The 25256-nt window shown below is 62.4% G+C and carries 20 protein-coding genes; 9 read left to right on the plus strand and 11 right to left on the minus strand.

Annotation, left to right across the window (positions count from 1 at the left end; translation table 11 throughout):
* Positions 1–15: 15 nt before the first annotated feature.
* From glgC to BN1124_RS07150, 3 genes are all read right to left on the minus strand, one after another.
* Positions 16–1290 carry a glucose-1-phosphate adenylyltransferase gene (gene glgC / locus BN1124_RS07140; RefSeq protein WP_042640392.1) on the minus strand — a complete coding sequence of 425 codons (1275 nt, stop codon included), beginning with the start codon at positions 1288–1290 and terminating at the stop codon, positions 16–18.
* A gap of 279 nt (positions 1291–1569) precedes the next feature.
* Positions 1570–2709 carry a type IVa pilus ATPase TapW gene (tapW, locus tag BN1124_RS07145; protein WP_042640394.1) on the minus strand — a complete coding sequence of 380 codons (1140 nt, stop codon included), beginning with the start codon at positions 2707–2709 and terminating at the stop codon, positions 1570–1572.
* A gap of 58 nt (positions 2710–2767) precedes the next feature.
* Positions 2768–3124, minus strand: coding sequence for a DMT family protein (locus BN1124_RS07150; protein WP_042640396.1), 357 nt, complete (start codon positions 3122–3124; stop codon positions 2768–2770).
* 113 nt (positions 3125–3237) lie between these two features.
* On the opposite strand from BN1124_RS07150, the gene BN1124_RS07155 reads away from it, so the two are divergent.
* The 3 genes from BN1124_RS07155 to BN1124_RS07165 all read left to right on the plus strand — a co-directional run bounded on the left by BN1124_RS07155 (position 3238) and on the right by BN1124_RS07165 (position 5839).
* Complete coding sequence (locus tag BN1124_RS07155; RefSeq protein WP_042640399.1) at positions 3238–3987, plus strand: substrate-binding periplasmic protein; 750 nt, start codon at positions 3238–3240, stop codon at positions 3985–3987.
* A gap of 87 nt (positions 3988–4074) precedes the next feature.
* A complete protein-coding gene (btuC, locus tag BN1124_RS07160; protein ID WP_042640401.1) occupies positions 4075–5076 on the plus strand; it encodes a vitamin B12 ABC transporter permease BtuC in 1002 nt (333 codons plus the stop codon).
* Complete coding sequence (locus BN1124_RS07165; RefSeq protein WP_048822933.1) at positions 5069–5839, plus strand: ATP-binding cassette domain-containing protein; 771 nt, start codon at positions 5069–5071, stop codon at positions 5837–5839. The genes btuC and BN1124_RS07165 overlap by 8 nt, the downstream gene beginning before the upstream one ends.
* A gap of 114 nt (positions 5840–5953) precedes the next feature.
* Here the strand turns inward: BN1124_RS07165 and BN1124_RS07170 are convergent, their stop codons facing one another.
* Positions 5954–7018, minus strand: coding sequence for a 3-deoxy-7-phosphoheptulonate synthase (locus BN1124_RS07170; protein WP_042640403.1), 1065 nt, complete (start codon positions 7016–7018; stop codon positions 5954–5956).
* 153 nt (positions 7019–7171) lie between these two features.
* Here BN1124_RS07170 and BN1124_RS07175 point away from each other — a divergent pair, with 153 nt between their 5' ends.
* Complete coding sequence (locus BN1124_RS07175; protein ID WP_042640405.1) at positions 7172–7552, plus strand: diacylglycerol kinase; 381 nt, start codon at positions 7172–7174, stop codon at positions 7550–7552.
* Between the two features lie 267 nt (positions 7553–7819).
* Here the strand turns inward: BN1124_RS07175 and serA are convergent, their stop codons facing one another.
* From serA to BN1124_RS07200, 4 genes are all read right to left on the minus strand, one after another.
* Entirely contained in the window at positions 7820–9052 is a 1233-nt protein-coding gene (gene serA, locus BN1124_RS07180; RefSeq protein ID WP_042640407.1) for a phosphoglycerate dehydrogenase, read from the minus strand.
* A 311-nt stretch (positions 9053–9363) separates the two neighbouring features.
* Complete coding sequence (gene rpiA / locus BN1124_RS07190; RefSeq protein WP_042640411.1) at positions 9364–10017, minus strand: ribose-5-phosphate isomerase RpiA; 654 nt, start codon at positions 10015–10017, stop codon at positions 9364–9366.
* A gap of 196 nt (positions 10018–10213) precedes the next feature.
* Positions 10214–10822, minus strand: coding sequence for a 5-formyltetrahydrofolate cyclo-ligase (locus BN1124_RS07195; RefSeq protein WP_042640413.1), 609 nt, complete (start codon positions 10820–10822; stop codon positions 10214–10216).
* Between the two features lie 363 nt (positions 10823–11185).
* Complete coding sequence (locus BN1124_RS07200; RefSeq protein ID WP_042640415.1) at positions 11186–12532, minus strand: Na+/H+ antiporter NhaC family protein; 1347 nt, start codon at positions 12530–12532, stop codon at positions 11186–11188.
* Positions 12533–12858: 326 nt separating this feature from the next.
* Between BN1124_RS07200 and dapB the strand changes: the two genes are divergently transcribed.
* The 4 genes from dapB (at position 12859) to leuA (ending at position 20913) form a co-directional block, all read left to right on the plus strand.
* Positions 12859–13671, plus strand: coding sequence for a 4-hydroxy-tetrahydrodipicolinate reductase (gene dapB, locus BN1124_RS07205; RefSeq protein ID WP_042640417.1), 813 nt, complete (start codon positions 12859–12861; stop codon positions 13669–13671).
* Positions 13672–14348: 677 nt separating this feature from the next.
* Complete coding sequence (gene carA / locus BN1124_RS07210) at positions 14349–15485, plus strand: glutamine-hydrolyzing carbamoyl-phosphate synthase small subunit (protein WP_042640419.1); 1137 nt, start codon at positions 14349–14351, stop codon at positions 15483–15485.
* A 16-nt stretch (positions 15486–15501) separates the two neighbouring features.
* Positions 15502–18726, plus strand: a complete 3225-nt coding sequence (carB, locus tag BN1124_RS07215) for a carbamoyl-phosphate synthase large subunit (protein WP_042640421.1) — start codon at positions 15502–15504, stop codon at positions 18724–18726.
* A gap of 528 nt (positions 18727–19254) precedes the next feature.
* Positions 19255–20913 carry a 2-isopropylmalate synthase gene (gene leuA / locus BN1124_RS07220; RefSeq protein ID WP_042640423.1) on the plus strand — a complete coding sequence of 553 codons (1659 nt, stop codon included), beginning with the start codon at positions 19255–19257 and terminating at the stop codon, positions 20911–20913.
* Positions 20914–20978: 65 nt separating this feature from the next.
* Here the strand turns inward: leuA and BN1124_RS07225 are convergent, their stop codons facing one another.
* On the minus strand, positions 20979–22001 hold the full coding sequence (locus BN1124_RS07225) for a sterol desaturase family protein (RefSeq protein ID WP_042640425.1): 1023 nt from the start codon (positions 21999–22001) through the stop codon (positions 20979–20981).
* A 305-nt stretch (positions 22002–22306) separates the two neighbouring features.
* Here BN1124_RS07225 and BN1124_RS07230 point away from each other — a divergent pair, with 305 nt between their 5' ends.
* Positions 22307–23470: a DUF1615 domain-containing protein gene (locus BN1124_RS07230; RefSeq protein WP_042640907.1), complete on the plus strand. Its 1164-nt coding sequence runs from the start codon at positions 22307–22309 to the stop codon at positions 23468–23470.
* Positions 23471–23577: 107 nt separating this feature from the next.
* Here the strand turns inward: BN1124_RS07230 and BN1124_RS07235 are convergent, their stop codons facing one another.
* Both BN1124_RS07235 and BN1124_RS07240 read right to left on the minus strand, forming a co-directional pair.
* A complete protein-coding gene (locus BN1124_RS07235) occupies positions 23578–24129 on the minus strand; it encodes a DUF4256 domain-containing protein (RefSeq protein WP_197066180.1) in 552 nt (183 codons plus the stop codon).
* Positions 24130–24148: 19 nt separating this feature from the next.
* A complete protein-coding gene (locus BN1124_RS07240) occupies positions 24149–25108 on the minus strand; it encodes a hypothetical protein (protein ID WP_042640427.1) in 960 nt (319 codons plus the stop codon).
* Between the last annotated feature and the right edge of the window lie 148 nt (positions 25109–25256).

Below are 25256 nucleotides of genomic sequence, written 5' to 3' on the forward strand. Positions count from 1 at the left end.
CCCCGTGGCTTGGGGTCATGTCAGTCTGGCCAGCATCTCCTGGGTGACCAGCACTATACCCTGCTCGGAGCGGTGGAAGCGGCGGGCGTCTTCGCAGGCGTTTTCCCCCACCACCAACCCTTCCGGCAGGATGCAGCCCTTGTCGATCACCACCCGCCGCAGCCGGCAGCCGGCCCCGATCTCGACCCCGGGGAAGATCACCGCCTGATCCAGGGTACAGAAGGAGTCGACTCGCACGTTGGGGAACAGCACCGAGCTCACGATGAAGGAGCCGCTGACTATGGTGCCGCCCGCGAACATGGAGTTGATGGCCATGCCGTGCTGGCCGTGTCTGTCCTGCACGAACTTGGCGGGGGGCATCATCTTCTGGCTGGTCCAGATGGGCCAGTCCTGATCGTAGATGTCGAGCTCCGGGGCGACGGAGGCGAGATCCATGTTGGCCTCCCAGAAGGAGTCCACCGTCCCCACATCGCGCCAGTAGGGGTGCTTTTGTGGGCAGCAGCCGACGCAGGAGAGGCCGAACGGATGGGCGTAGGCGGTGCCCTCCCTGACCACCCGCGGGATCACGTCCATGCCAAAATCATGGTGGGAGGCCTGGTTGGCGAGATCCTCTTCCAGCAACTGGTAGAGATACTCGGCCTCGAAGATGTAGACCCCCATGGAGGCCAGCGCCGTATCGTCCTTGCCGGGCATGGCCGGCGGATCGGCGGGTTTCTCGACGAAGGCGTTGATCTTGCGATCCGCATCCACCGCCATCACGCCAAAGGCGCTCGCCTCGGTACGGGGTACCTCGATGCAGGCCACCGTCACCCTGGCCCCCAGGTTGACGTGGTCGAGCAGCATGGCGGCGTAATCCATCTTGTAGATGTGATCCCCCGCCAGCACCACCACATATTTGGGGCCGTGATCGCGAATGATATCCAGATTCTGATAGACCGCATCGGCGGTGCCGCGATACCAGTTGACCTCGTCAACCCGTTGTTGGGCGGGCAGCAAGTCGATGAATTCGTTCATCTGATAGCGCAGGAAGGACCAGCCAGATTGCAGGTGACGCAGCAGGCTGTGGGACTTGTACTGGGTGACCACGCCGACCCGGCGGATCCCTGAATTGATGCAGTTGGAGAGCACGAAATCGATGATGCGGAACTTGCCGCCGAAATGCACCGCCGGTTTCGCCCTGTTGTCGGTCAACTGCTTGAGGCGACTGCCACGCCCTCCTGCGAGAACCAAGGCCATGGTCTCGTTCAGCAACTGTCTGGATTTTGCTGTATTGGCAGGTTGTAACAACATTGAATACCCCTTTATTGATATACCTCCTCATGGTGCCTCCTTTGAAGCCTGTGTGAAAGGGTTTTCATGCGGGGGCGGGATTCAAATTAATTATTTTGTCATTTATGTGATCGAGGGGCATGGCAGAGAGGGCGAGGGTTCACCCTGTGGGCGTATGGCGTATGGCGTATGGCGTATGGCGTATGACGGGGCGTGCGTAGGGGAGAGTGAGAGAACCCACCCCCGCCATGGCGGGGGTGGGTTCAACGGGGGGCAGTGCTTGACGAGAACGGGTCCTGACTAGAACAGGTCGTTGTTATCATCCTTGGTCGGCTCCAGGCTCCAGCCGCTGGCATCGGCGCTGTTGGCGATCTGTCCCTTCTCCTTCCACAGCTTGATCTTGAGGCGCAGGTTGTTGGCCGAGTCGGCGTTCTTCACCGCCTCTTCCTCGTCGATCACCCCTTCCACCACCAGATCGAACAGGGTGCCGTCGAAGGTGACCATGCCGAGGGCCTTGGATTTCTCCATGATCTCCTTGAGGCTGCCAAATTCCCCGCGCTTGATGAGGTCGCGAATGGTGTGGGTGCCGAGCATGATCTCCACCGCCGCCCGGCGCCCGCCGTCCGTGGTCTTTACCAGCCGCTGGGAGACGAAGGCCTTGAGGTTGTTGCCCAGATCGTTGAGCAACTGCGGGCGGCGCTCCTCGGGGAAGAAGTTGATGATGCGATCCAGCGCCTGGTTGGCGTTGTTGGCGTGCAGGGTGGAGATGGCGAGGTGCCCGGTCTCGGAGAAGGCCAGGGCATGCTCCATGGTCTCGCGGTCGCGAATTTCACCGATGAGGATCACGTCCGGCGCCTGACGCAGGGTGTTTTTCAGCGCCGCGTGGAAGCTGCGGGTGTCCACCCCTACCTCCCGCTGGTTGATGATGCTCTTGCGGTGGCGATGGACGAACTCCACCGGATCCTCGATGGTGATGATGTGGCCGCTGTGGTTGCGGTTGCGATGATCGATGAGGGCCGCAAGGGAGGTGGACTTGCCCGAGCCCGTGCCGCCGACGAACAGCACCAGGCCCCGTTTCTCCATGATGGTGTCGAGCAGCACCGGGGGCAGTTTGAGATCCTCGAAGCGGGGGATCTCGGTCTTGATGTTGCGCGCCACTAGGGAGACCTCGTTGCGCTGCTTGAAGATGTTGACCCGAAAGCGGCCAATCTGGGGCAGGGAGATGGCGAGGTTCATCTCCAGCTCCTTCTCGAACTGCTGCTTCTGCTCGAGATCCATGATGCTGTCGGCGATCCTGGCCACCTCGCCCGGCTCCAGCGGTATCTCGTTCAAGGGGCGCAGGGCGCCGTTGAACTTGGCGCAGGGGGGCGCCCCGGTGGAGAGATAGAGATCCGAGCCATCCTGTTTGGCCAGGGTCTGTAGCATGTCGCGCAATTCCATGTTTTGCCTCGTCACTCAAAGGGATGCGGTGGTTGTCGATGTGCTTGAGTGTACCCTGTCAGGCACCGGTGAGTTTCTCGCGAAACACAAAAAATACCGCCCCCATGATGCAGAGCCCGGCCCAGAGGTAGTCCCACTTCAGATCTTCTTTCAGATAGAAGACGGAGAAGGGCACGAACACCGTCAGGGTGATCACCTCCTGCAAGATCTTGAGCTGACCGACGCTGAGCACTGTGTGGCCGATGCGGTTGGCGGGCACCTGCAACAGGTACTCGAACAGCGCGATCCCCCAACTTATCAGGGCGGCGATGATCCAGGGCTTGTGGTTCATGCTCTTGAGATGGGCATACCAGGCGAAGGTCATGAAGACGTTGCTGCAGATCAGCAGTCCTATGCTGGTGACGATAGGGTTCATTAGGTTCTCCTTTGAAATCAATGCATTTTATCTCGACTCCATGGGTTTCCATAAGTGGGGCTTGAGGGTATTTTTGTCTCACAAGGATGGAGCAACAATAAGGCTGGAGATGGATGGGCAAGACAAGCTGGGGAGTGCTTGGTCTGTTGTTTGCCTGCATGGCGCCCGTTACCTCTGTGGCAAAGGGCGCGCCGACCCTGACGGTGGTCACTGATGTCTGGCCCCCGTTTCGCATGCTGGCGCAGGACGATCAATTTTACGGCCTGGATATCGATATCCTGCGCCAATTGCAGGCCCGCAGCGGCATCGCGCTCGAACTCAAGCGGGTGCCATGGGGACGGGCCCTCAAGCAGATGCAGACCGGTCAGGCCGACCTGATGATAGGGCTGGCCCATACCCGGGAGCGCGCCGCCTTCGTCGATTACCTGCAACCTGCCTACTATCAATGCCGGCCCGCTTTCTATGGCAAGCCGGCGGCGGTGGCCGCCCTGCACCGCTATGAGGATCTCAAGGGCAAGGAGGTGGGCTTTGTGCTCAACTCGGCCTATTTCGATCCCTTCGACGATGACAGCCAGATCGACAAGCACGGCGTCCCCACCGAAGACCAGTTGCAACGCATGGTGGAGCGCGGCCATCTGCCGCTGATGATAGGCACCGACTGCCAGGTAGATTACGCCCTGAGCCAGCGCAACGACGCCGGCCTCGTCAAGGCGGACTATCGCCCGCCGCACCCCGTGGTGCTCTATCTGGGCATGAGCAAGCGCTCACCTCATCACGGCCTCGGGCCCGCGCTGGCGCAGGCGCTGCAAGAGATGGTGGCAAGCGGCGAGGTAGAGGGGCTGGCCAAGGCCTACCACCCTTGACCTTGGGTGGTAACGCGCTGTTATCATGCAGCTTTCCTGCTGGCTCCCCACTCGGGTGCCGAGCCTGTCTCATTTCGGGGATCCCGCGTGTATCTCGCTCTCATCCATCGCCAGCGGCGCTGGCAGCGCCACTGGCTGCTCGCCCTGTCGCTGCTCACACTCTCACTGTTCTTGCTGTCCCTGGCCTGGGGAGAATTCCTGCTGCTGCCCTGGCAGCCGCTGGGTGAGCTGGAGCGCCACATTCTGCTGGAGCTGCGGTTGCCGCGCGCCCTGCTGGCCCTGCTGGCGGGGGCGGCGCTCGCCTGTGGCGGCGCCGTGCTGCAGGTGATGCTGCACAACCCGGTGGCGGAGCCCGGCCTGCTCGGCGTGTCGAGCGGGGCTGGCCTTGCGGCCATGGTGGCGATGGCGGTGGCCAAATCCCTCGGCGTCTATCTGCCGGGCTGGGGTTTGTCCCTCGCGGCCTTCGGCGGCGCCCTGCTGGTGACCATGCTGTTGATCCGGCTGGCGCGCCGGGCCCGGCTCGGCCACGCCAAGTTGCTGCTGTTCGGGGTCGCCATCGGCATCCTCACCAACGCGGCCATGACCTGGCTGATGTATTTTGCCGACGACGCCTCCTTGCGCGAATTCATGTTCTGGATGATGGGCAGCCTCTCCTATGGCAGCCAGCAGCTCGCCTGGTGGTGGCTGGTGTTGCCGCTGACGCTGGGTTGGCTCTGTTGGCAGGGCAGGGCCTTGCAGCAGCTGCTGCTGGGGGAGACCCAGGCCCGGCTGATGGGGCTGGACGTGGACAGGGTGCGGGTGCGGCTGGTGCTGGCAGTCTGCCTGCTCACCGGCATGGCGGTGGCCCTGTGCGGGGTCATCGGCTTTGTCGGGCTGGTGGTGCCCCACCTGCTGCGACTCTGTGGTGGCAGCGATCAGCGCTTCCTGTTGCCCGCCTCGGCCCTCGGCGGCGGCGCCCTGCTGCTGGGCGCCGATCTCATCGCCCGCTCGGCCCTGAGCGCCGGCGAGCTGCCCATCGGCGTCATCACCGCCTCGGTGGGGGCGCCGCTCTTCATCTACCTGCTGCTGAGGCAAGACGCCCATGCCTGACCGCTCCCACAACGTGCTCGCAGCCCGTGCGCTGGCCATCCCCGAGCGGTTGGCGCCGCTGGATCTCACCTGGGACGGCGGCCAGCTGGTGGCCCTGCTCGGCCCCAACGGCAGCGGCAAATCGACCCTGCTCGGCGCCCTGGCCGGTATCCTCCCCGGAAAGGGAGATGTGCTGCTCGAAGGGCAATCCATCTCGCAGATAAGCTGGCCTGAGCTTGCCCGGCAGCGTGCCATGCTGCCCCAGCGCCAGCCCCAGCTGTTTCATATCCCGGTGTTTCAGGTGCTGAGCTTAGGGTTGGATGAGACAGCAGCGCCTGAGCTGCGCAATCAGGCGGTGGCCGAGCTGTGCGCGGCGCTCGAGCTGGAGGGGTTGCTGGCGCGAGACTTCAGCCGCCTGTCCGGTGGCGAGCAGCAGCGGGTGATGATCGCCCGTACCCTGCTGCAGATCTGGCCCGGCCTCAATCCGGCGGGGCGGGTTCTGCTGCTGGATGAGCCCCTGGCGGGGCTGGACTTGCACCATCAGCTGGCCCTGTTGCGCCTGCTCAAGCAGCTGGCCCGGCAGGGGTTGCTGGTGGTGCTCGCCATTCACGACATCAATCTGGCCATCGACTGGGCGGATCGCATCCTCTGCCTGCAAGGGGGGCAGGTGGTGAGCGAGGGGGGCACCGAGCTTATCGACGAAGCCTTGCTGGCCCGGGTGTTCCAGATAAAGACCGATCGCATCGAAGCGGGCGGCCGGGTCTGGTTTATGCCGAGCCTGTGAGGGGGATGGTGCAGAGATAAGGCGGCAGGGGCGATGAGCTAAGCGTCATCGGTCGTTATCAAAAATAAGGGGCCGGTATCAGTGATACCGGCCCCTTCGCATTGGTTTGATTGCTCAGGCTTTCTGCTTGTCCAGCCGCACCTGGGCGGCTTCCGCCAGCATCGCCAGCAGGGTCTCGGTATCGGCCCAGGACAAACAGGCATCGGTGATGCTCTGGCCGAAGGTGGCGGCGCAGCCGTTCTCCACGTCCTGACGCCCTTCCACCAGGAAGCTCTCGGCCATGATGCCGGCGATGCCGGTGCGGCCACGGCGCAGCTGATCGCAGATATCCTGCGCCACCAGCAGCTGGCGGCGATGATCCTTCATGCTGTTGCCGTGGCTGAAATCCACCACCAGCCGCTGGGGCAGGCCGACATCGGCCAGAGCCTCGCACGCCTCGTCGACGCTGGCGGTGTCGTAGTTCGGCCTGTGGCCGCCACGCAGGATCACGTGGCCATAGGGGTTGCCGGCGGTGCGGTAGATGGTCATCTTGCCGTCCTTGTCCGGGGAATAGAAGATGTGGCTGTGGCGGGCGGCGCGCACCGCATCGATGGCGATGCGGGTGTTGCCGTCGGTGCCGTTCTTGAAGCCGACCGGGCAGGAGAGGGCGGAGGCCATCTCGCGGTGCACCTGAGATTCGGTGGTGCGCGCCCCTATGGCGCCCCAGGTGATGAGGTCGCTGATGTACTGGCCGGTCACCATGTCGAGGAACTCGGTGGCGGTGGGCATGCCGGTCTCGTTGATGTCGACCAGGAGCTTGCGGGCCAGTTTCAGCCCCTCGTTGACGTCGAAGCTGCCGTCCAGACGGGGATCGTTGATGAGGCCCTTCCAGCCGACGATGGTGCGCGGCTTCTCGAAATAGGTGCGCATGACGACGCACAGACTGCCCTTGTACTGCTCGCGCAGGGCGTTGAGGCGCAGGGCATATTCGTGGGCGGCGGCGGGATCGTGGATGGAGCAGGGGCCGACGATGACCAGCAGGCGCTGATCCTCACCGGCCAGGATGGCTTCCACGTCGCGGCGGGCATCCAGCAGGTTCTGGGCGATACGGTCGTTGATGGGGAAGGCGTGCGCGAGTTCGCTCGGAGTGATCAGGGACTCCAGGGGGCGGGTGCGCAATTCATCGGTGTGAATGGACATTCGACTCATTTCTCGAGTGGGTGATGTGGGCGGTCGCCTGATGGCGTGCCGAAAAGGCAAAGGGATAAAATAAAGCAAAAATCCCCTGATGGAAACCTTCAAGGGCTCTGCTAGGATGTGAGCCCAAAAGCCATTCCAAATGAGGTAGTTATCGTGGCAAAGCCAGGCGCGACCGGGGTCACTCGCATCATCAACGCAACCGGTTACAGCATGAAGGGTCTCAAATCGGCCTGGATTAACGAGGCGGCCTTCCGTCAGGAGCTGGTGCTGATCCTGTTGTTGATGCCGCTGGCCTTCTGGCTCGGGGACTCCCTCAACCAGACGTTGCTGCTCATCTCCATCAGCTGGCTGGTGGTGATCGTCGAGGTGCTCAACTCCGCCATCGAGGCCGTGGTAGACAGGGTCGGCTCCGAACACCACGAGCTGTCGGGGCGCGCCAAGGATCTCGGCTCCGCAGCCGTCTTTATCGCCCTGGCCCTCAACGCCCTGGTGTGGGGCGCCCTTATCGGCCGCAATCTGCTGGGCTGGTGGTAGCGCTTTCGGTATCAAGAGGAACGGGGAGCTCGGTGGGGCATAACCTGTTCGGCTGGTGGTAGGTTAGGCCTCATTTTCTATCACGTATTTCCCCTCTCCCTTTGGGAGAGGGCAGGGTGAGGGAGGCCTCTTCTCCCCCTCATCCCCAGCCCTTCTCCCGCGAGGGGAGAAGGGAGCAGAAGAGACCGATAACATCCAAGCTCCGCAGCATAAAAAAGCCCGTCATCGAGACGGGCTTTTTGCTGGTCGAGCACCGGGCTCAGCGCATCAATGCAGGATCCGGGCACGGATGGTGCCACCGATCTCCTTGAGTTTGGCGAGGGCCTTCTCGCTGTGCTCGGTCTCCACGTCGATCACCACGTAACCGATATGGCTGCTGGTCTGCAGGTATTGACCGGCGATGTTGATGCCTTCGTCGGCGAAGATCTGGTTGATCTGGTTCATCACCCCCGGCTGGTTGCGGTGGATGTGCAGCAGGCGGCTGGAGCCCTTGTGGCCGGGCAGGGAGACTTCCGGGAAGTTGACGGCGGAGAGGGTGGAGCCGTTGTCGGAGTACTTGACCAGCTTGTTGGCCACTTCCAGCCCGATGTTCTCCTGGGCTTCCTGGGTGGAGCCACCGATGTGCGGAGTCAGGATCACGTTGTCCAGGCCACGCAGCGGGGTCAGGAACTCCTCGTCGTTGGACTTGGGCTCGGACGGGAAGACGTCGATGGCGGCGCCGGAGAGGTGACCGCTCTTGATGACGTCGGCCAGGGCCTCGATGTCCACCACTGTGCCGCGGGAGGCGTTGATGAAGATGGCGCCGGGTTTCATCATGCGCAGCTGCTCGGCACCGATGAGATCCTTGGTGGAGGCGGTCTCCGGTACGTGCAGGCTGATGACGTCAGACATGTTGAGCAGCTCCACCAGATTCGGCACCTGGATGGCGTTGCCCAGCGAGAGCTTGTTCTCGATGTCGTAGTAGTAGACCTTCATGCCGATCATCTCGGCGATGATGCCAAGCTGGGTACCGATGTGGCCGTAGCCGATGATGCCGAGCTTCTTGCCACGGGCCTCGACGGAGCGGTTGGCGAGCTTCTCCCAGACGCCGCGATGACACTTGGCGTTCTTCTCCGGGATGCCGCGCAGCAGCAGCAGGATCTCGCCCAGCACCAGTTCGGCCACGGAGCGGGTGTTGGAGAAGGGGGCGTTGAACACCGGGATACCGCGCACATGGGCGGCGTCGAGGGCGACCTGGTTGGTACCGATGCAGAAGCAGCCGATGGCGACCAGCTTGCCGGCGGCATCCAGCACCTTCTCGGTGAGCTGGGTACGGGAGCGCAGGCCGACGAAATGCACGTCGCGAATGCGCTCGATCAGATCCTCTTCCGACAGGGAAGTCTTGAGATACTCCACACTGGTGTAACCGGCGGCACGGAAGGTTTCCACCGTGTTGGGATGGACTCCCTCCAGCAGCAGCACCTTGATTTTATCCTTGTCCAGCGAAAACTTGGCTGTCATGACGATCCCTCTATTGTTTTAAAAACCTGTGCAGGTATGCGGTGTGAAGAAAACCGTAAAGTAGCAAAAACGTTTGGGAGAGGGAATATTTGTGACGAAAGTCAAATTCTTTGATGTTATCAACGTTTGTTGTAAACACTGATTTGCAACTCGTTGAGGCATAAACAGAAACGGCGCCATCAGGCGCCGTTATCGTTGCATCAAGCCATTATTGGGTGACGACCCCATCCGGAGTACCGATCAGTACCACGTCTGCACCACGGTGGGCGGAAGACAGATCGTTGGTGACCGCGCCGACCATGGCAGATGCCTTATTGGGTCACGACCCCATCCGGAGTACCGATCAGTACCACGTCTGCACCACGGTGGGCGAACAGGCCGTTGGTGACTACACCGACGATGGCATTGAGCCGGGTTTCCAGCCCCTTGGCATCGTGAATGGCCATCCCCTTGACGTCCAGGATGATGTTGCCATTGTCGGTGACCACCCCTTCACGCCACACCGGGTTGCCACCCAGCTTGCGGATCTCGCGGGCCACGTATTCGCGGGCCATGGGGATCACTTCCACCGGCAGCGGGAAGGTGCCGAGCACCTCGACCGTCTTGGTGTTGTCGATGATACAGATGAACTTGTCGGCCACGGCAGACACTATCTTTTCGCGGGTCAGGGCAGCGCCACCGCCCTTGATCATGTCGCGGCTGGCGTTGATCTCGTCGGCGCCATCCACGTAGACGGAGAGGGCATCGATGTCGTTGAGATCAAACACCTGAATGCCGAAGCCCTTGAGGCGCTCGGTGGAGGCGATGGAGCTCGATACTGCGCCCTTGATCTCGTCCTTCATGGTCGCCAGGGCGTCGATGAAGTGATTGACGGTGGAGCCGGTGCCGACCCCGACTATGGTGCCGGGAATCACGTATTTGAGCGCAGCCCAACCGGCCGCCTTCTTCATTTCATCTTGAGTCATGATGGATCCTTTGGGAAAAAGCGGGCGCATTATATCCAAGCCTGCCCCCGAGGGCGACCACCTGGCTCACGTTCTGGCCCTAAAAACCCCAAGATGTAAATCGTTTGCCTGTTTATCGTTCATGGGGCCGTGCGGCAGTCGAAAATATCGCCAGATATGGGTCGGGCAGTGGCCCTGACCACCACAATCCGCGGACTCAGGAGAAGCGCCAGCAACGAGCTGGGGTGATGATCTCGGGCAGCGGCACGTCCCACTGCTCCTTGGGCACCGCATCCACCTGCTGGCAGTCGTGGGCCAGTCCAAGGGGTCTCGGGCCCCGTTTATGTTCGTGCCAGTCGGCCAGGGTGCGATCGTAATAACCGCCTCCCATGCCGAGCCGGTTGCCTGCCGCATCGAAGGCCACCAACGGGGTGCAGATGATGTCCAGGGCGTCGTGGGGGAGCACCTGCGACAGGTCGAGCTCGGGCTCGGGAATGCCGAAACGGTTGCGGGTCATGGGGCTGGTAGGGGTGTAGCGCTGGAACAGCAGGTGGCCCGGGGCGTCCGGGTGCAGCACCGGCAGGAACACCTCCTGTTGTCGGCCCCAGAGCCACTCAATGGCGGGCAGGGGATCGAGCTCGCCGTCGTTGGCCAGATAGAGGGCGATGCGGCTGGCCGCCAGGATCTGCGGGTGCGCCTGGAAGCGGACCACCAACTGGGCGGCGGCGGCCTGCTGCTCGGCCGGGCTCAGGCTCTTTCGGCGCTGGCGAATGAGTTGACGCAGGGATTGTCGCTCATCGGGTCTATCGGTTTGGGTATCCGGCATGGGGGCTCCTGTGATGGGGCGAAAAGGCTGGGGTTACCTTAACAAGGGCCATCCGGGATGGAAAGCGGGGCAGGGGGAGAGAGGGGGGCTGGTGGCTCTGTCTGGCCAGTGACGGGCGCTGCTTGGTACAGCGCCCGGTATCAAAGAGTGGCGACTCAGGCAGCTTGGCGCTGCTCGGTGGCACTTCTCGTCTGATGCTTGATAAAGACCGCAACTATGGCAGCCAGCGCCAGTGCTCATCAGCGATAGAAGCTGATGTTCAGGCAGCTTGGCGCTGCTCGGTGGCGCTTCGGGTCTGATGCTTGATAAAGACCGCAACTATGGCAGCCAGCGCCAGTGCTCATCAGCGATAGAAGCTGATGCTCAGGCGGCTTGGCGCTGCTCGGCGGCGCTTCTCGTCTGATGCTTGATAAAGACGGCGACCAGAGCAGCCAACGCCAAGGCCATGGGATAGAAGCTCATGCTCACCACCGCTAGGGGTGAGAGCGCGAAGATGGAGCCGAGCAGCAGCGCCTGGGCGCCCCAGGGGATGAGGCCCTGTACCACGCAGGAGAAGATATCCAGCATGGAGGCGGCGCGGCGCGGGGTGACCCCGTGCTGCTCCGCCAAGTCCCGTGCCACCTTGCTGGCGACTATGATGGCCACCGTATTGTTGGCTGTGCAGAGGTTGGTGAGGCTCACCACCCCGGCGATGCCGAGTTCAGCCGCCTTCTCGTTCTGCTCACCGTCGTGGGCGCGGGTGAAGCGGGAAATCAGGGCCGCGATGCGGGCGCTGATCCAGGCCAGCCCCCCCTGGCGCTCCATCAGGGCACCGAGGCCGCCGATCAGCATGGAGAGCAGGAAGATCTCCTGCATGCTGGTGAAGCCCTGGTAGATATCCTTGCTGAACTGACCGAGGGGATAGTTGCCGACCAGGCCGACACCACCGGCGGCCAGGATGCCGAGCCCCAGTACCACGAACACGTTCATCCCCGCCAACGCCAACACCAGGATCAGCAGGTAGGGGGCGACCTTGAACAGATCGGCGCCAGCGGTGGTGGCCGGCGCATCGCCGGTGGAGCCCAGCAGCAGATAGAGCAGGATCACCAGCACGGCGGCGGGGGCGGCAATCTTGACGTTTTCCCGGAACTTGTCCCTCATCTCGCAGCCCTGGCTGCGGGTCGCGGCTATGGTGGTGTCGGAGATGATGGAGAGGTTGTCCCCGAACATGGCGCCGGAGAGTATGGTGCCCGCCATCAGCACAGGGTCTATGCCGGTCGCCTGGGCGACGCCCAGCGCCACCGGCGCCACGGCACCTATGGTGCCCATGGAGGTGCCCATGGCGGTGGCAATGAAGGCCGAGATGAGGAACAGGCCGGGCAACAGGAACCAGCTCGGGATGAGCGAGAGCCCCAGCGCGACAGTGGCATCCACCCCGCCGGTGGCCTTGGCCACGGTGGCGAAGGCGCCCGCCAGCAGATAGATGAGGCACATGGCCATGATGTTGCTGTCACCGACCCCCTTGAAGAAGGTCTCGAGGTTCTTGTTGAACCCCTCTTTGCCCAGCATCAGCGCCAGCATGACGGCGGGCAGGGCGGCCACGGGGGCGGGCAACTGGTAGAAGGCGAATTCGACCCCTTGCAGGGTCAGCCAGGTGCCGGTACCGATGAAGAGAGCAAGAAAGACCAGCAGGGGCAGCAGGGCCCTGGCACTGGGTTGGGTCTGGATCATGTGTTCCTCGAAACTTGAACAATGACCTCCTGTCGCGGCCTGTGTGAACCCGAATCAGCTCGGGCACAGGGTGGGCATCCTGCCGCTATGGGGTGCCCACGGTAGTGAGTCGGGGCCATTCGGTCAAGATAGACGTCCAGATGGACAATATTTTTATCTCTCAATTCCGCTGAATTGATTAAATCTGTTCAATATTCGGATTTTAATGAAGTATCCCGTTTATTAATCGGTGCTAAAACGGCGGCCACGACGGGCTTTTCAAAGGGGACGCGGGCTGGTAAAACGGTCGTCTTTCCATAAAACAAACAACAGATGAGAGGGTGGAGATGGACAATCCGATCCGTGTGGCCGTGATGGGCTGTAATGGTCGTATGGGCAAGGTGCTGCTGGAAGCCATCACCAACGCCGAGGGCGTGGTGGTCGGAGCGGCGCTGGAGCGACCGGGCTCTGTCGTGATAGGTCTGGATGCTGGCGAACTCAACGGCCTCGGCAAGCTGGGGGTGCTCATCAGCGACAGCCTGGACAAGGTACGGGATGAGTTCGACCTCATCATCGATTTCACCCGCCCCGAGGTGACCCTGGCAAACCTGGCGTTCGCCCTGGCCCACGGCAAGCAGATGGTGATCGGCACCACAGGTTTTGACGACGCCGGCAAGGCCGCGCTGCATCAGGCCGCCAGCCAGATCGGCATCGTCTTCGCCTCCAACTATTCGGTCGGCGTCAACCTGGTGTTCAAGCTGCTGGAGCAGGCCGCCAAGGTGATGGGGGATTACACCGACATCGAGATCATCGAGGGTCACCACAGACACAAGGTGGACGCACCGTCCGGCACTGCCCTCTCCATGGGGGAAGTGGTGGCCAAGACGCTCGGACGTGACTTGAAAGAGTGCGCCGTCTACGGCCGCGAGGGGATCACCGGTGAGCGGGATCGCAACACCATCGGCTTCGCCACCATTCGCGCCGGCGATCTGGTGGGGGAGCACACCGTCATGTTCGCCGACATCGGCGAGCGGGTGGAGATCAGCCACAATGCCTCCAGCCGCCTCACCTTCGCCAATGGTGCCGTGCGGGCGGGCAAGTGGCTCAAGGCGCAAGGCGCCGGGCTCTACGACATGCAGGACGTGCTCAATCTGAAATAAGGCGCCAGTGCGCGGACGAGGGCCATGCCCCTGGCCGTCTCGGCGCCGCCCCTGTTGCCAAACCCCGGTTCGCCGGGGTTTTTCTTGTCTTTTTGTATAAATCCGGCTTAAGCGCCAATTTTTCTTCGAAGCCCACTAAACTCTCACAATCATCAATCCTCCCTGGTTTTCCATTGCGAAGATGTCATCAAAGGGTAACGGGATTGAGCCTCCATTACCCCTGTTCACGCATTTATTTACATGTCTCAAAACAGACTAAAAATTCAAACAAGGAAAAACGTTTTCTATTTTATGGGGCCAATCTTCTGTCGTTAAATGGCACTTAAGATGCTTGATGATTTATTTTTTAAAATTTCATATATCTGTTTTCAAAGTAATAAATTTCTGTTTTTGTACGTTGTGCGGCATGGGGTGCCACTTTGCACGCTGGTTTTGGCTTTTCTTTTGGGGGAGGGGGTTGCAAAGCGAGTTAGTGCATAGATAATGGGTAATGTTGCTTTTTTATTGAATTTAGATGCATTTAAAACGAGAAAAGACGTTGAAATGCGATCATTTTTAAGTAGAATGCGCCCAATTTGCCAGAAATCTGCCGGGTTTGAACCCTGTTTCAAACAGCGTCCGGACCCGCAACACCCAGGTAAATTGCTGAATTTAAAGCTAAATAACTGGAGGTTGTCTTGAATCACACTGCATTGCTAGTGCTGGAAGATGGAACTGTGTTCAAAGGCGTGTCGATAGGCGCCGAGGGATGTTCCGTTGGTGAAGTGGTTTTCAACACGTCGATGACGGGCTATCAGGAAATCCTCACCGATCCCTCCTACTCCCGTCAGATCGTTACCCTCACTTACCCCCATATAGGCAACACCGGCACCAACAGCGAAGATGAAGAGTCCAGTCAAATCCATGCACAGGGATTGATCATCCGGGACCTTCCGATACTTGCCTCCAATTTCCGCAATCAGCAATCCCTCTCCGATTACCTCAAGTCTCACAACATCGTTGGCATCGCCGACATCGACACCCGCAAACTGACCCGCATCCTGCGCGAGAAAGGCGCCCAGGCTGGTTGCATCCTGGCGGGCAAAAACGTCGATGAGGCGTTCGCCCTCGAGCAGGCCCGCGCCTTCCCCGGCCTCAAGGGGATGGACCTGGCCAAGGAAGTGACGGTTGAGCAGGCCTATAACTGGACCGAAGGGAGCTGGCAGCTCGGCAAGGGGCACGTCAGCCCGGATGCCGACCAGCTGAAATACCACGTGGTGGCCTACGACTTCGGCGTCAAGCGCAACATCCTGCGCATGCTGGTGGACCGTGGCTGCCGCCTGACAGTGGTGCCGGCCAAGACCCCGGCCGCCGAGGTGCTGGCGATGAATCCCGATGGCATCTTCCTCTCCAACGGCCCCGGTGACCCCGAGCCCTGCGACTATGCCATCACTGCCATCAAGGCCTTCCTCAACACCAATACCCCGGTGTTCGGTATCTGCCTCGGCCACCAGTTGCTGGGGCTGGCCTCCGGCGCCAAGACGGTGAAGATGAAGTTCGGCCACCACGGTGCTAACCACCCGGTGAAGAGCCTGGATGACAACACCGTCATGATCACCGCCCAGAACCACGGTTTCGCGGTCGATGAGAACAGCCTGCCGGATTGCCTGCGTGCGACCCACGTCTCCCTGTTCGACGGTTCCCTGCAAGGCATCCACCGCACCGACCGCCCGGCCTTCAGCTTCCAGGGTCACCCCGAGGCGAGCCCGGGCCCGCACGACTGTGCCGGTCTGTTCGACCACTTTATTGAATTGATCAAGCAGTATCGCGCTTAAGAGGAAAAGAGAAGCCATGCCAAAACGTAACGACCTACAGAGCATCCTGATCCTCGGCGCCGGCCCCATCGTCATCGGCCAGGCCTGCGAATTCGACTACTCCGGCGCCCAGGCCTGCAAGGCTCTGCGCGAGGAGGGCTACCGCGTCATCCTGGTGAACTCCAACCCGGCCACCATCATGACCGACCCCGAGATGGCCGACGCCACCTACATCGAGCCCATCACCTGGGAAGTGGTGCGCGAGATCATCAAGAAAGAGCGCCCGGACGCCATCCTGCCCACCATGGGCGGCCAGACCGCGCTGAACTGCGCCCTGGCGCTGGAGAAGCACGGCGTGCTGGCGGAGTTCGGTGTGGAGATGATAGGTGCCACCGCCGATGCCATCGACAAGGCCGAGGATCGTCGCCGCTTCGACATCGCCATGAAGAGCATTGGCCTGGAGTGCCCGCGTGCCGGCATCGCCCACAACATGGAAGAGGCTTGGGGCGTGCAGCAGATGGTGGGCTTCCCCTGCATCATCCGTCCCTCCTTTACCATGGGTGGCTCAGGTGGCGGCATCGCCTACAACCCGGAAGAGTTCGTCGAGATCTGCGAGCGCGGGCTGGACCTGTCCCCCACCAAAGAGCTGCTCATCGATGAGTCGCTGATCGGCTGGAAAGAGTACGAGATGGAGGTGGTGCGGGATCGCAACGACAACTGCATCATCGTCTGCGCCATCGAGAACTTCGACGCCATGGGCATCCACACCGGCGACTCCATCACGGTCGCACCGGCCCAGACGCTGACCGACAAGGAATACCAGCTGATGCGCAACGCCTCCATGGCGGTGCTGCGCGAGATCGGCGTCGAGACCGGCGGCTCCAACGTCCAGTTCGGTATCAACCCGAAAGATGGCCGCATGGTCATCATCGAGATGAACCCGCGGGTGTCGCGCTCCTCCGCGCTCGCCTCCAAGGCCACCGGCTTCCCCATCGCCAAGATCGCCGCCAAGCTCGCCATCGGTTACACCTTGGACGAGCTGATGAACGACATCACCGGTGGTCGGACTCCAGCCTCCTTCGAGCCGGCCATCGACTACGTGGTCACCAAGATCCCGCGCTTCAACTTCGAGAAGTTTGCCGGTGCCAACGACCGCCTGACCACCCAGATGAAGTCCGTCGGTGAAGTAATGGCGATTGGCCGCAACTTCCAGGAGTCCTTGCACAAGGCGCTGCGCAGCCTCGAAACCGGCAAGACCGGCTTCGACCCCATGGTGGACCTGAACGCACCGGACTCCCTGACCCGCATCCGCCACGAGTTGCAGGATGCCGGCAGTGACCGTATCTGGTACATCGCCGATGCGTTCCGCGCCGGCCTCTCCATGGACGGCGTGTTCCGCCTGACCAAGGTGGATCCCTGGTTCCTGGTGCAGATCGAAGAGCTGGTGAAGCTGGAAGAGCAGGTGAAGGAGCGCGGCATGGCCGGGCTGGATGCCGACTTCCTGCGCAGCCTCAAGCGCAAGGGCTTCGCCGATGCGCGCCTGTCCAAGATCCTCGGCGTGGCCGAGGGTGAGGTGCGTAAACTGCGCGCCCGCCACAACATCTTCCCGGTCTACAAGCGGGTCGATACCTGCGCGGCCGAGTTTGCCACCGACACCGCCTACCTCTACTCCAGCTATGACGAGGAGTGTGAGGCCAAGCCGACCAACCGCGACAAGATCATGATCATCGGTGGCGGCCCGAACCGCATCGGTCAGGGCATCGAGTTCGACTACTGCTGCGTGCACGCGGCCCTGGCCCTGCGCGAAGACGGTTACGAGACCATCATGGTCAACTGCAACCCGGAGACCGTCTCCACCGACTACGACACCTCGGACCGCCTCTACTTCGAGCCGGTGACCCTGGAAGACGTGCTGGAAATCGTACGGGTCGAGCAGCCCAAGGGCGTCATCGTCCAGTACGGTGGCCAGACCCCGCTCAAGCTGGCCCGCGCCCTGGAAGCGAACGGCGTGCCTGTCATTGGCACCAGCCCGGACGCCATCGACCGCGCCGAAGACCGCGAGCGCTTCCAGTCCGCGGTCGAGCGCCTCGGCCTCAAGCAGCCGGAAAACGGCACCGTCACCGCGTTGGAGCAGGCCATCCTGACCGCCGAGCGCATCACTTACCCGCTGGTGGTGCGCCCCTCCTATGTGCTGGGTGGCCGCGCCATGGAAATCGTCTATGACGAGCAGGACCTGCGCCGCTACTTCGCGGAAGCTGTAAGCGTCTCCAACGAGTCGCCCGTGCTGCTGGACCGCTTCCTGGACGACGCTACCGAGGTGGACGTCGACGCCATCTGTGACGGCGTGGACGTGGTCATCGGCGGCATCATGGAGCACATCGAGCAGGCCGGTATCCACTCCGGTGACTCCGCCTGCTCCCTGCCGCCCTACACCTTGTCCAAGAAGATTCAGGACGAGATGCGCGAGCAGGTGCGCAAGCTGGCCCTGGAGCTCGGCGTGGTCGGCCTGATGAACGTGCAGTTCGCGGTCAAGGACGACGAGATCTACCTCATCGAGGTGAACCCGCGTGCCGCCCGTACCGTACCCTTCGTCTCCAAGGCGACCGGTGCCCCGCTGGCCAAGATCGCCGCTCGCGTCATGGCAGGGCAATCGCTGCAAGCACAGGGCTTCACCACCGAAATCATCCCGCCTTACTACTCGGTGAAGGAAGTGGTACTGCCGTTTGCCAAGTTCCCGGGCGTGGATCCGCTGCTGGGGCCAGAGATGCGCTCCACCGGTGAGGTGATGGGGGTAGGCAGCAGCTTCGCCGAGGCCTATGCCAAGGCTCAGCTCGGTGCCGGTCACCAGGTGCCGAGCGAAGGTCGCGCCCTGCTCTCCGTGCGCCACGGTGACAAGGAGCGGGTGGTTAACCTCGCCGCCAAGCTGCTGGAGCTGGGGTATGACCTCGACGCCACCCACGGCACCGCCGTGACTCTGGGCGAAGCGAGCATCAACCCGCGCCTGGTGAACAAGGTGCACGAGGGTCGCCCGCACATCCTGGATCGCATCAAGAACGGCGAGTACACCTACATCGTCAACACCGCCGAGGGGCGTCAGGCCATCGAGGATTCCAAGCAGCTGCGCCGCGGCGCCCTGCAGCACAAGGTGGCCTACACCACCACGCTGCACGCGGCCTTCGCCACCTGCATGGCCATCAGCGTCGATGCCACCGCCAACGTGAACTCGGTGCAAGAGTTGCACCAAAGGGTGAAAAACCGCTAAGGATTGCGCGAGCGGGGTCGGGGAGCCTTCCCCAACCCCCTGAGCAACCATGAAAAACCCCGCTAGCAATGGCGGGGTTTTTGTCTTTTCGGATAGGAGATAAACGAAGCCAAGATGCCAATCCTGGGTGAAACGAATCACTAAAGTGATAAATTACCTTTGATCGTTGCGCATTAATGGCAATTGGATGCAATCTTCGCAATCACTCGCCAACCTGGCCTCTATATACTGGTTTCTCATCAACAGGGTCGTCTGCGCCAACAAGAGCCGAGTGCGAAAAGCATGATAGGGCTGCGCGAGAGGATCAGGGCCAGCGGCTTATCCGCCGTGCAGGCCGGCCCCTTTTATCGCAAGGGGCCACAGGAAACCGGTTGTGAGGTTACCGCCGCACCACCGTCAGGGCCAGCGTTACCGCGCCAGCCCATTCCCCACTCGCTCTTCCCCCATGCCGCTCAGCCGCCACCGGCCGACCCACATTGCCATCCAGCGCGGATCGCGCGACAGGACATCTGCCAAGGGAATCTGAATATGAGCTTCGATCATCGCAAATACCGCCCGGCCCCCACCATAGCGCTGACGGATCGCCAATGGCCCAGCCGGGTCATGACGCAGGCGCCGCTCTGGTGCGCCGTGGATCTGCGGGACGGCAATCAGGCGCTGGTCGAGCCCATGACGGTGGCCCAGAAGCTGCAGATGTGGGCACTGATGCTCCATGTCGGCTTCAAACACATCGAGGTGGGCTTCCCGGCCGCCTCCCAGCCCGACTTCGACTTCGTGCGGGAGCTGATCGAGCGCAATCTCATTCCCGACGATGTCACCATTCAGGTGCTGGTGCAGGCCCGCGAAGATCTCATTATCCGCACCTTCGAGTCCCTCAAGGGGGCGAAACGCGCCATCGTCCACGTCTACAACTCGGTCAACCCGACCCAGCGCAACTATGTGTTCAACTCAGGCCGCGAGGGGGTCAAGGCCATCGCCGTGCAGGGGGCTCGCTGGGTGCGGGAGCATGCGGCCAAGAACCCGGGTACCGAGTGGAGTTTCCAATATTCCCCCGAGAGCTTCAGCAGCACAGAGGTGGAGTTCGCGGTGGAGGTGTGTGACGCCGTGATCGACGAGTGGCGCTCGGCCGCCCGCCCCATGATCCTGAACCTGCCGGCCACGGTGGAGGTGAGCACACCGAACGTGTTTGCGGATCAGGTGGAGTGGTTCTGTCGCCACCTCAGGGCGCGCCCCGAGGTGAGCATCTCCATCCACACCCACAACGATAGGGGCTGCGGGGTAGCCGCCGCCGAGCTGGCGGTGCTGGCGGGGGCCGATCGCATCGAGGGCACCCTGCTTGGCAACGGCGAGCGCACCGGCAACATGGACATCGTCACCATGGCCATGAACCTCTACAGCCAGGGGATAGACCCGGAGCTGGACTTGTCCGACATGGATGCCATCGTCGCCACCGTGGGGGCCTGCACCCAGATAGCCCTGCACCCGCGGCACCCCTATGCCGGCGAGCTGGTCTACACGGCGTTTTCCGGCAGCCACCAGGACGCGATCCGCAAGTCCCTGGCGGCGCCAAAGCCCGACCACTATTGGGATGTGGCCTACCTGCCCATCGATCCGGCCGACCTTGGCCGCAGCTACGAGGCGGTGATCCGCATCAACAGCCAGTCCGGCAAGGGCGGCGTCACCTATCTGCTGGAGCGCGATCTCGGCCTGCAACTGCCGCGCTGGCTGCAGATCGACTTCAGTCGCCGGGTACAGGCGCAGGCCGAGGCGAGCAGCAGCGAGATCAATCCGGCGCAGATCCGTGCCCTGTTCGAGCAGCACTACCTCGAGCCGGTGCACGGCTACCGCATCGGCCGCTTCCAGCTCGGTCACGATGGTCAGGAGAGCCTGCGCCTCGAACTGCAGACCCCAGATGGTGCGCTGCAACTGCGGGGTGAGGGGGAGGGGGCCATCACGGCCCTAGTCAACGGCTGGGAGCGCCAGACCGGGATGCACATCGATGTGCTCGACTACTCCGAACATGCCCTGAGCGCGGGCACGGAATCGCGCGCCGCCGCCTATGTGCTGCTCAGCGTCGATGGCCAGCGCCAGTGCGGGGTTGCCATCGGTCGGGATGTGGTCAGCGCCTCCCTGCAGGCGGTGATCAATGGTGCGGCCCAGCAGCAGGCCCTGCGCCAGAGCGCCTGAGCCAAGGGATCATCCGCAAACAACAACGCCACCCTAGGGTGGCGTTGTTGTTTATCGGGCCCGGCTCAATCCGCCAGCGGCTTGCGAGGGCGGGGCAGGGCACGCCAGATCTTGCGCGCCGTCACCAGGAAGGGGCGCAGGATCAGGGCGCTCAACCGGCTGTAGTGCGCGTTGTCCCTCGGGCCCACCCCGAAGGAGAGCGGCTCTGGCTGGCTGCTGGTCACATAGAGGGTGCCGAACCACCAGTCCCAGAGGGAGAGGTTGGTGCCGAAGTTGTGGTTGAAGTGGCGCGGATCCCGGCTGTGGTGGATCTGGTGCTGGGCCGGGCTGTTGAACAGGTGCTCGAGCCTCGGGCCAAAGGAGAGCCAGACATGGGTGTGGCGCAGGTTGGCGGCCAGGGAGTTGAAGATGAGCACCAGATAGCTTATCCCGAACAGGGTGTAGGGGGTTACCACGGCGCCGCTCAGCCAATGGAAGGTCCCGGCGTAGAGCGCAAGACAGCTTCCCTTGAGCATCATCTCGCACAGTTTCTCCACCAGATGAATGCGGCTCGCGGTCGGCGGCACCATCACGGTCGCGCTGTGGTGCACCTTGTGAAACTCCCACAGCCAGCGGCTGTGAAAGGCGCGGTGCAACCAGTAATGGAGGAAGTCGCTGATCAGGAAGACGCCGAGGCCATAGAGCATCATCAGCCAGCTCGCCTGGGCCAGCCGGGGGCGCTCCCCCCAGAGCCGGGACAGGGCGGATTGCACGTCCTCGGCCTGCAGCAACCAGGGGTGGATCAGCGTCAGGATCGGCAGGATCACCGCCACATGCAGCAGGGCGCGTACCAGGTAGTACTGGTAATCGAGCAGGGCAGAGGGGTGCAACCAGATGGCTCTGCCCCCCAGGAAGCGGCGAAAGCTGCGGGCCTCGGGATCCCCCTGGCGACGGCGGTGCAGACAGAGCAGATAGGCGACAGCGCCCGAGATCAGCAAGAAGACGAAGCCCAGGCGCCCGTTGAGATCGAACAGCCCGGACAGGGATTGCCACAGCGGGGTGATCAGCAGTTGCTGCAGGGTGTCGAAGAGGAGGGTCAGCTTGTCCATCGGCTCCATGCCACTGGCGTGTTGGTCGGCGGCATTCTAAATGCAAATCACTATCAATCAAAGCCATTATTCGGGGATAAGGGGTGGTCGGTGCAGTGCAACGCGGGGAGGTACGCGCACTGGCACGAACAGGCTGCGGCACCGGTCGTCACGACGATGGCACTTTTTCATCGTGCCTGCCCCAAGGCCGAGCATGAGGCTTTAGCCAGCCGAGCCGATCCACTACAATGGCCACCTGTTTGTGTTCGGGGTTTCTCATCCGTGATGAGCAAGATCCCGGCACCCGCTCTCTATCGGAAGCCTTCATGACCACCTCTCCCCGATTTCTCCTCCCTGCGAGGCGTCTGACCGTCCTGCCGCTGCTCGGCGCCCTGTTGCTGGCGGGCTGTGCTAGCGAGCCACCCGCTCCGGCCGAGGAGGCGGCGGCCATCGCCAAGCAACCCAAGTCCATGCAGCCGCGCAAGCCCGCCGACATGAAGACTCGCATAGTGCGATTTCTACCGGGCAATGTGCGCGACAAGCAGGGCTGGGCCAATGACGTGGTGACGGCGCTCTCGACCCAGGGCATAGCGGTGAGCGATCACAACGTCTGCACCGTGCTGGCGGTGGCGGAGCAGGAGGCGACCTACCAGGCCGATCCCGTGGTGCCGGGGCTTGGCAAGATAGCCTGGAAGGAGATCAACGCCCGCGCGGCCAAGCTGCTGATCCCCGAGTTCGTGGTGCGCACGGCGCTCGGCATCACTTCCCCCACCGGCAAGTCCTATGCCGCGCGCATCGATGCGCTGCGCACCGAGCGGGAGATGAGCGAGATCTTCGAGGACATGATTGGCTCTGTGCCCATGGGCAAGACGCTGTTTGGCAACCTCAACCCGGTGCACACCGGCGGCCCCATGCAGGTCAGTATCGCCTTCGCCGAGGCCAACGCCCGCGGCTACCCCTATCCGATCGAGGAGTCCATCCGCCACGAGGTGTTTACCCGCCGCGGCGGCATCTGGTTCGGTACCAAGCATATTTTCGGCTATCCCGCCGACTACCCGGACACCCTCTATCGCTTCGCCGACTTCAACGCCGGCTGGTACGCGAGCCGCAACGCCGCCTTCCAGGCCGCCGTCAGCCGGGTGAGTGGCAAGACCCTGGCGCTGGACGGGGATCTCATCCGCTACGACTCCGACAAACCGGGCAATACCGAGCTCGCGGTCTACAGCATCGCAAGCCGTCTCAGCATGAGCAAAAACGCCATCCGCCAGAGCCTGAAGATGGGGGACAGCCCCGAGTTTGCGCAGAGCGATCTCTACCACAGGGTCTATGCCCTGGCCGAGCAGAAGGCGGGCACCCGTCTGCCCCGCGCCATCTTGCCCGGCATCCAGCTCAAGAGCCCCAAGATCACCCGCAACCTCACCACCGCCTGGTTCGCCAAGCGGGTGGATGACAGGGAGCAGAGGTGTGTGCGGCAGATGGCTGCACTGTAACGGGAGGAGCGCCACCCTAAGGGGGCGTGTTCAGGGGATCACCCGAGCGTGCTCTCGGGTCAACTGCTTGGTGTTCGTGGTGTCAATGATGGGCATCGCCTTGGTGGTTAGATCCGCAAACTGCCGCGAAAGCCCCTGGCGGCATAGTAGGACTGGGCGCCGTTGTGGTAGAGGAAGACGTTGTCATAGCGGCGATCGCAGAACAGGGCGCCGCCGAGGCGCCTTATCTCCTCAGGTGTCTGGATCCAGCTCGATGTCTTGGTATCGAAGCGGCCGAGCCGCTGCAGCGCTCTATACTCGGCCTCCATCAGCAGCGCTATGCCCATCTGCGCGGCCATCTCGGTTGCGCAGCCCGCCGGTCTGTTCTCCTTTCTGGATTCCAGCGCAGCCAAGTCATAACAGAGGCTTCTGCGCCCGTCTGGGCTTTCGGCACTGCAATCACAGAAGATGAGCTGCCCGCTCTGGGGATCCTGGCCGATGACATCGGGCTCACCCCCTGTGCGCTCCATCTCATGGAGGGAGCGTAACGACGGTGGGTTGGCATCCAGTCTGGCACGTACCTCTGACCAGGCAATTCCTTCGTGGCGATGAGGGTGCTGTTCAAAGCGGGTCTGCAAGGTGGCAAGCAGTGCGTCCATCTCTACCTGGGTCACTTTCATCGTGCTGCCTCCTTCGCCGTTAGAAACTCATCGCCAGCCCGATGGAATAGCCGTTGGTGTTGTGGCTGAACATATAGCGGGCCACCAAGCGGGTGCGGGTGACGAAAACCTTGTATTTGCTGCTGTCGAGTTCGAGCCCAAGGCCGAGGGAGTTGAGGCTGTTGAAGCCGAGCAGGCCGCGTTGCTCCCCCAGGTATTCGGTGCGAGCTCCTTCCATCACGTAACGTACCGGGCGATCGAGCAGGGTCCAGCTGAAGAGCGGCGCCCGGCGGCGCAGGTAGAGCCCGAGGTTCTCGGCCTCGGCCTGGCCGGCGATGCTGTCGGCGGTGCCGGTGAAGCTCTGCAGGTGCTGATAGGAGTAGCGCAGCTCGGCGTCGATATCCTGAGCCTTGGAGAACAGCTCGTAGTCCAGCATCAGGGAGCCCCCCAGGCCATAGACGTTGAGGGTGCCGCCGTCGAGGAAGTCGAGGTTCTTGCCAGTCCTGTGCTCGATCAGGGCGGCGCCGATGCGCAAGTCGCTCGCCACCGTCCCCAGGGTGAAGTTGGCGATGGGGCGCAGCACCAGGTTGCCGCCCCAGCGATCCCGGTGCAGGCCGAAATCCCAGCCGATGCCGCCGGTGGCGCTCAGGCTGTTCCACTTGACGGGGATGGTGCGGGTCTCAGTGCCATCGGTGAACACGAACTGGGGATCGTAGCGGCTGTATCCCAGGGTGCCCTCCAGATAGATGGGAAAGCCTTCGCTCATGGTCGCGCCGCCGCCGAGCTGGGTGATGGTCAGCGCCGACTGCTCGTTGGTGCCGCTGCCGATGTCCAGGTTGCTGGCGGTGATGTCGGGCACCACGGTGAAGCTCATCAGGGAGACCACCGCATTGGCACGCTGCTGGACCAGGGAGCCATCGTTGGCCTGGGCCATGAGGCTGACAAGAGCGATGCCAGACAGCAGTAGGGTTCTTGCATGAGAAGAGGGGGTCTGCGCCATACCTAGCTCCGTGAGTCTCCTCGTCCGGTGAGGAGTCCTTACACTGTAACGGTTTTTCCTCGCCTTGGCAGCCAAGTCGTTGTGTCAAATGACAATCTTGTCTCTAGTGGCGGCGCAGATCACCGTCCACGCACGCCTGGCGTTTGGG

The sequence above is a fragment of the Aeromonas eucrenophila genome (assembly GCF_000819865.1).
In the GTDB taxonomy this organism is placed as follows: Bacteria; Pseudomonadota; Gammaproteobacteria; order Enterobacterales; family Aeromonadaceae; genus Aeromonas; species Aeromonas eucrenophila.

Bases quoted from the DNA above. Each gene is read 5' to 3' on its own strand.
- glgC (WP_042640392.1), bottom strand. From the start codon at position 1,290: ATGTTGTTACAACCTGCCAATACAGCAAAATCCAGACAGTTGCTGAAC.
- serA (WP_042640407.1), bottom strand. From the start codon at position 9,052: ATGACAGCCAAGTTTTCGCTGGACAAGGATAAAATCAAGGTGCTGCTG.
- BN1124_RS07150 (WP_042640396.1), bottom strand. From the start codon at position 3,124: ATGAACCCTATCGTCACCAGCATAGGACTGCTGATCTGCAGCAACGTC.
- BN1124_RS07155 (WP_042640399.1), top strand. From the start codon at position 3,238: ATGGGCAAGACAAGCTGGGGAGTGCTTGGTCTGTTGTTTGCCTGCATG.
- BN1124_RS07240 (WP_042640427.1), bottom strand. From the start codon at position 25,108: ATGGCGCAGACCCCCTCTTCTCATGCAAGAACCCTACTGCTGTCTGGC.
- BN1124_RS07165 (WP_048822933.1), top strand. From the start codon at position 5,069: ATGCCTGACCGCTCCCACAACGTGCTCGCAGCCCGTGCGCTGGCCATC.
- BN1124_RS07235 (WP_197066180.1), bottom strand. From the start codon at position 24,129: ATGAAAGTGACCCAGGTAGAGATGGACGCACTGCTTGCCACCTTGCAG.
- carB (WP_042640421.1), top strand. From the start codon at position 15,502: ATGCCAAAACGTAACGACCTACAGAGCATCCTGATCCTCGGCGCCGGC.
- rpiA (WP_042640411.1), bottom strand. From the start codon at position 10,017: ATGACTCAAGATGAAATGAAGAAGGCGGCCGGTTGGGCTGCGCTCAAA.
- leuA (WP_042640423.1), top strand. From the start codon at position 19,255: ATGAGCTTCGATCATCGCAAATACCGCCCGGCCCCCACCATAGCGCTG.
- dapB (WP_042640417.1), top strand. From the start codon at position 12,859: ATGGACAATCCGATCCGTGTGGCCGTGATGGGCTGTAATGGTCGTATG.
- BN1124_RS07230 (WP_042640907.1), top strand. From the start codon at position 22,307: ATGACCACCTCTCCCCGATTTCTCCTCCCTGCGAGGCGTCTGACCGTC.
- BN1124_RS07195 (WP_042640413.1), bottom strand. From the start codon at position 10,822: ATGCCGGATACCCAAACCGATAGACCCGATGAGCGACAATCCCTGCGT.
- BN1124_RS07225 (WP_042640425.1), bottom strand. From the start codon at position 22,001: ATGGACAAGCTGACCCTCCTCTTCGACACCCTGCAGCAACTGCTGATC.
- BN1124_RS07200 (WP_042640415.1), bottom strand. From the start codon at position 12,532: ATGATCCAGACCCAACCCAGTGCCAGGGCCCTGCTGCCCCTGCTGGTC.
- tapW (WP_042640394.1), bottom strand. From the start codon at position 2,709: ATGGAATTGCGCGACATGCTACAGACCCTGGCCAAACAGGATGGCTCG.
- BN1124_RS07170 (WP_042640403.1), bottom strand. From the start codon at position 7,018: ATGTCCATTCACACCGATGAATTGCGCACCCGCCCCCTGGAGTCCCTG.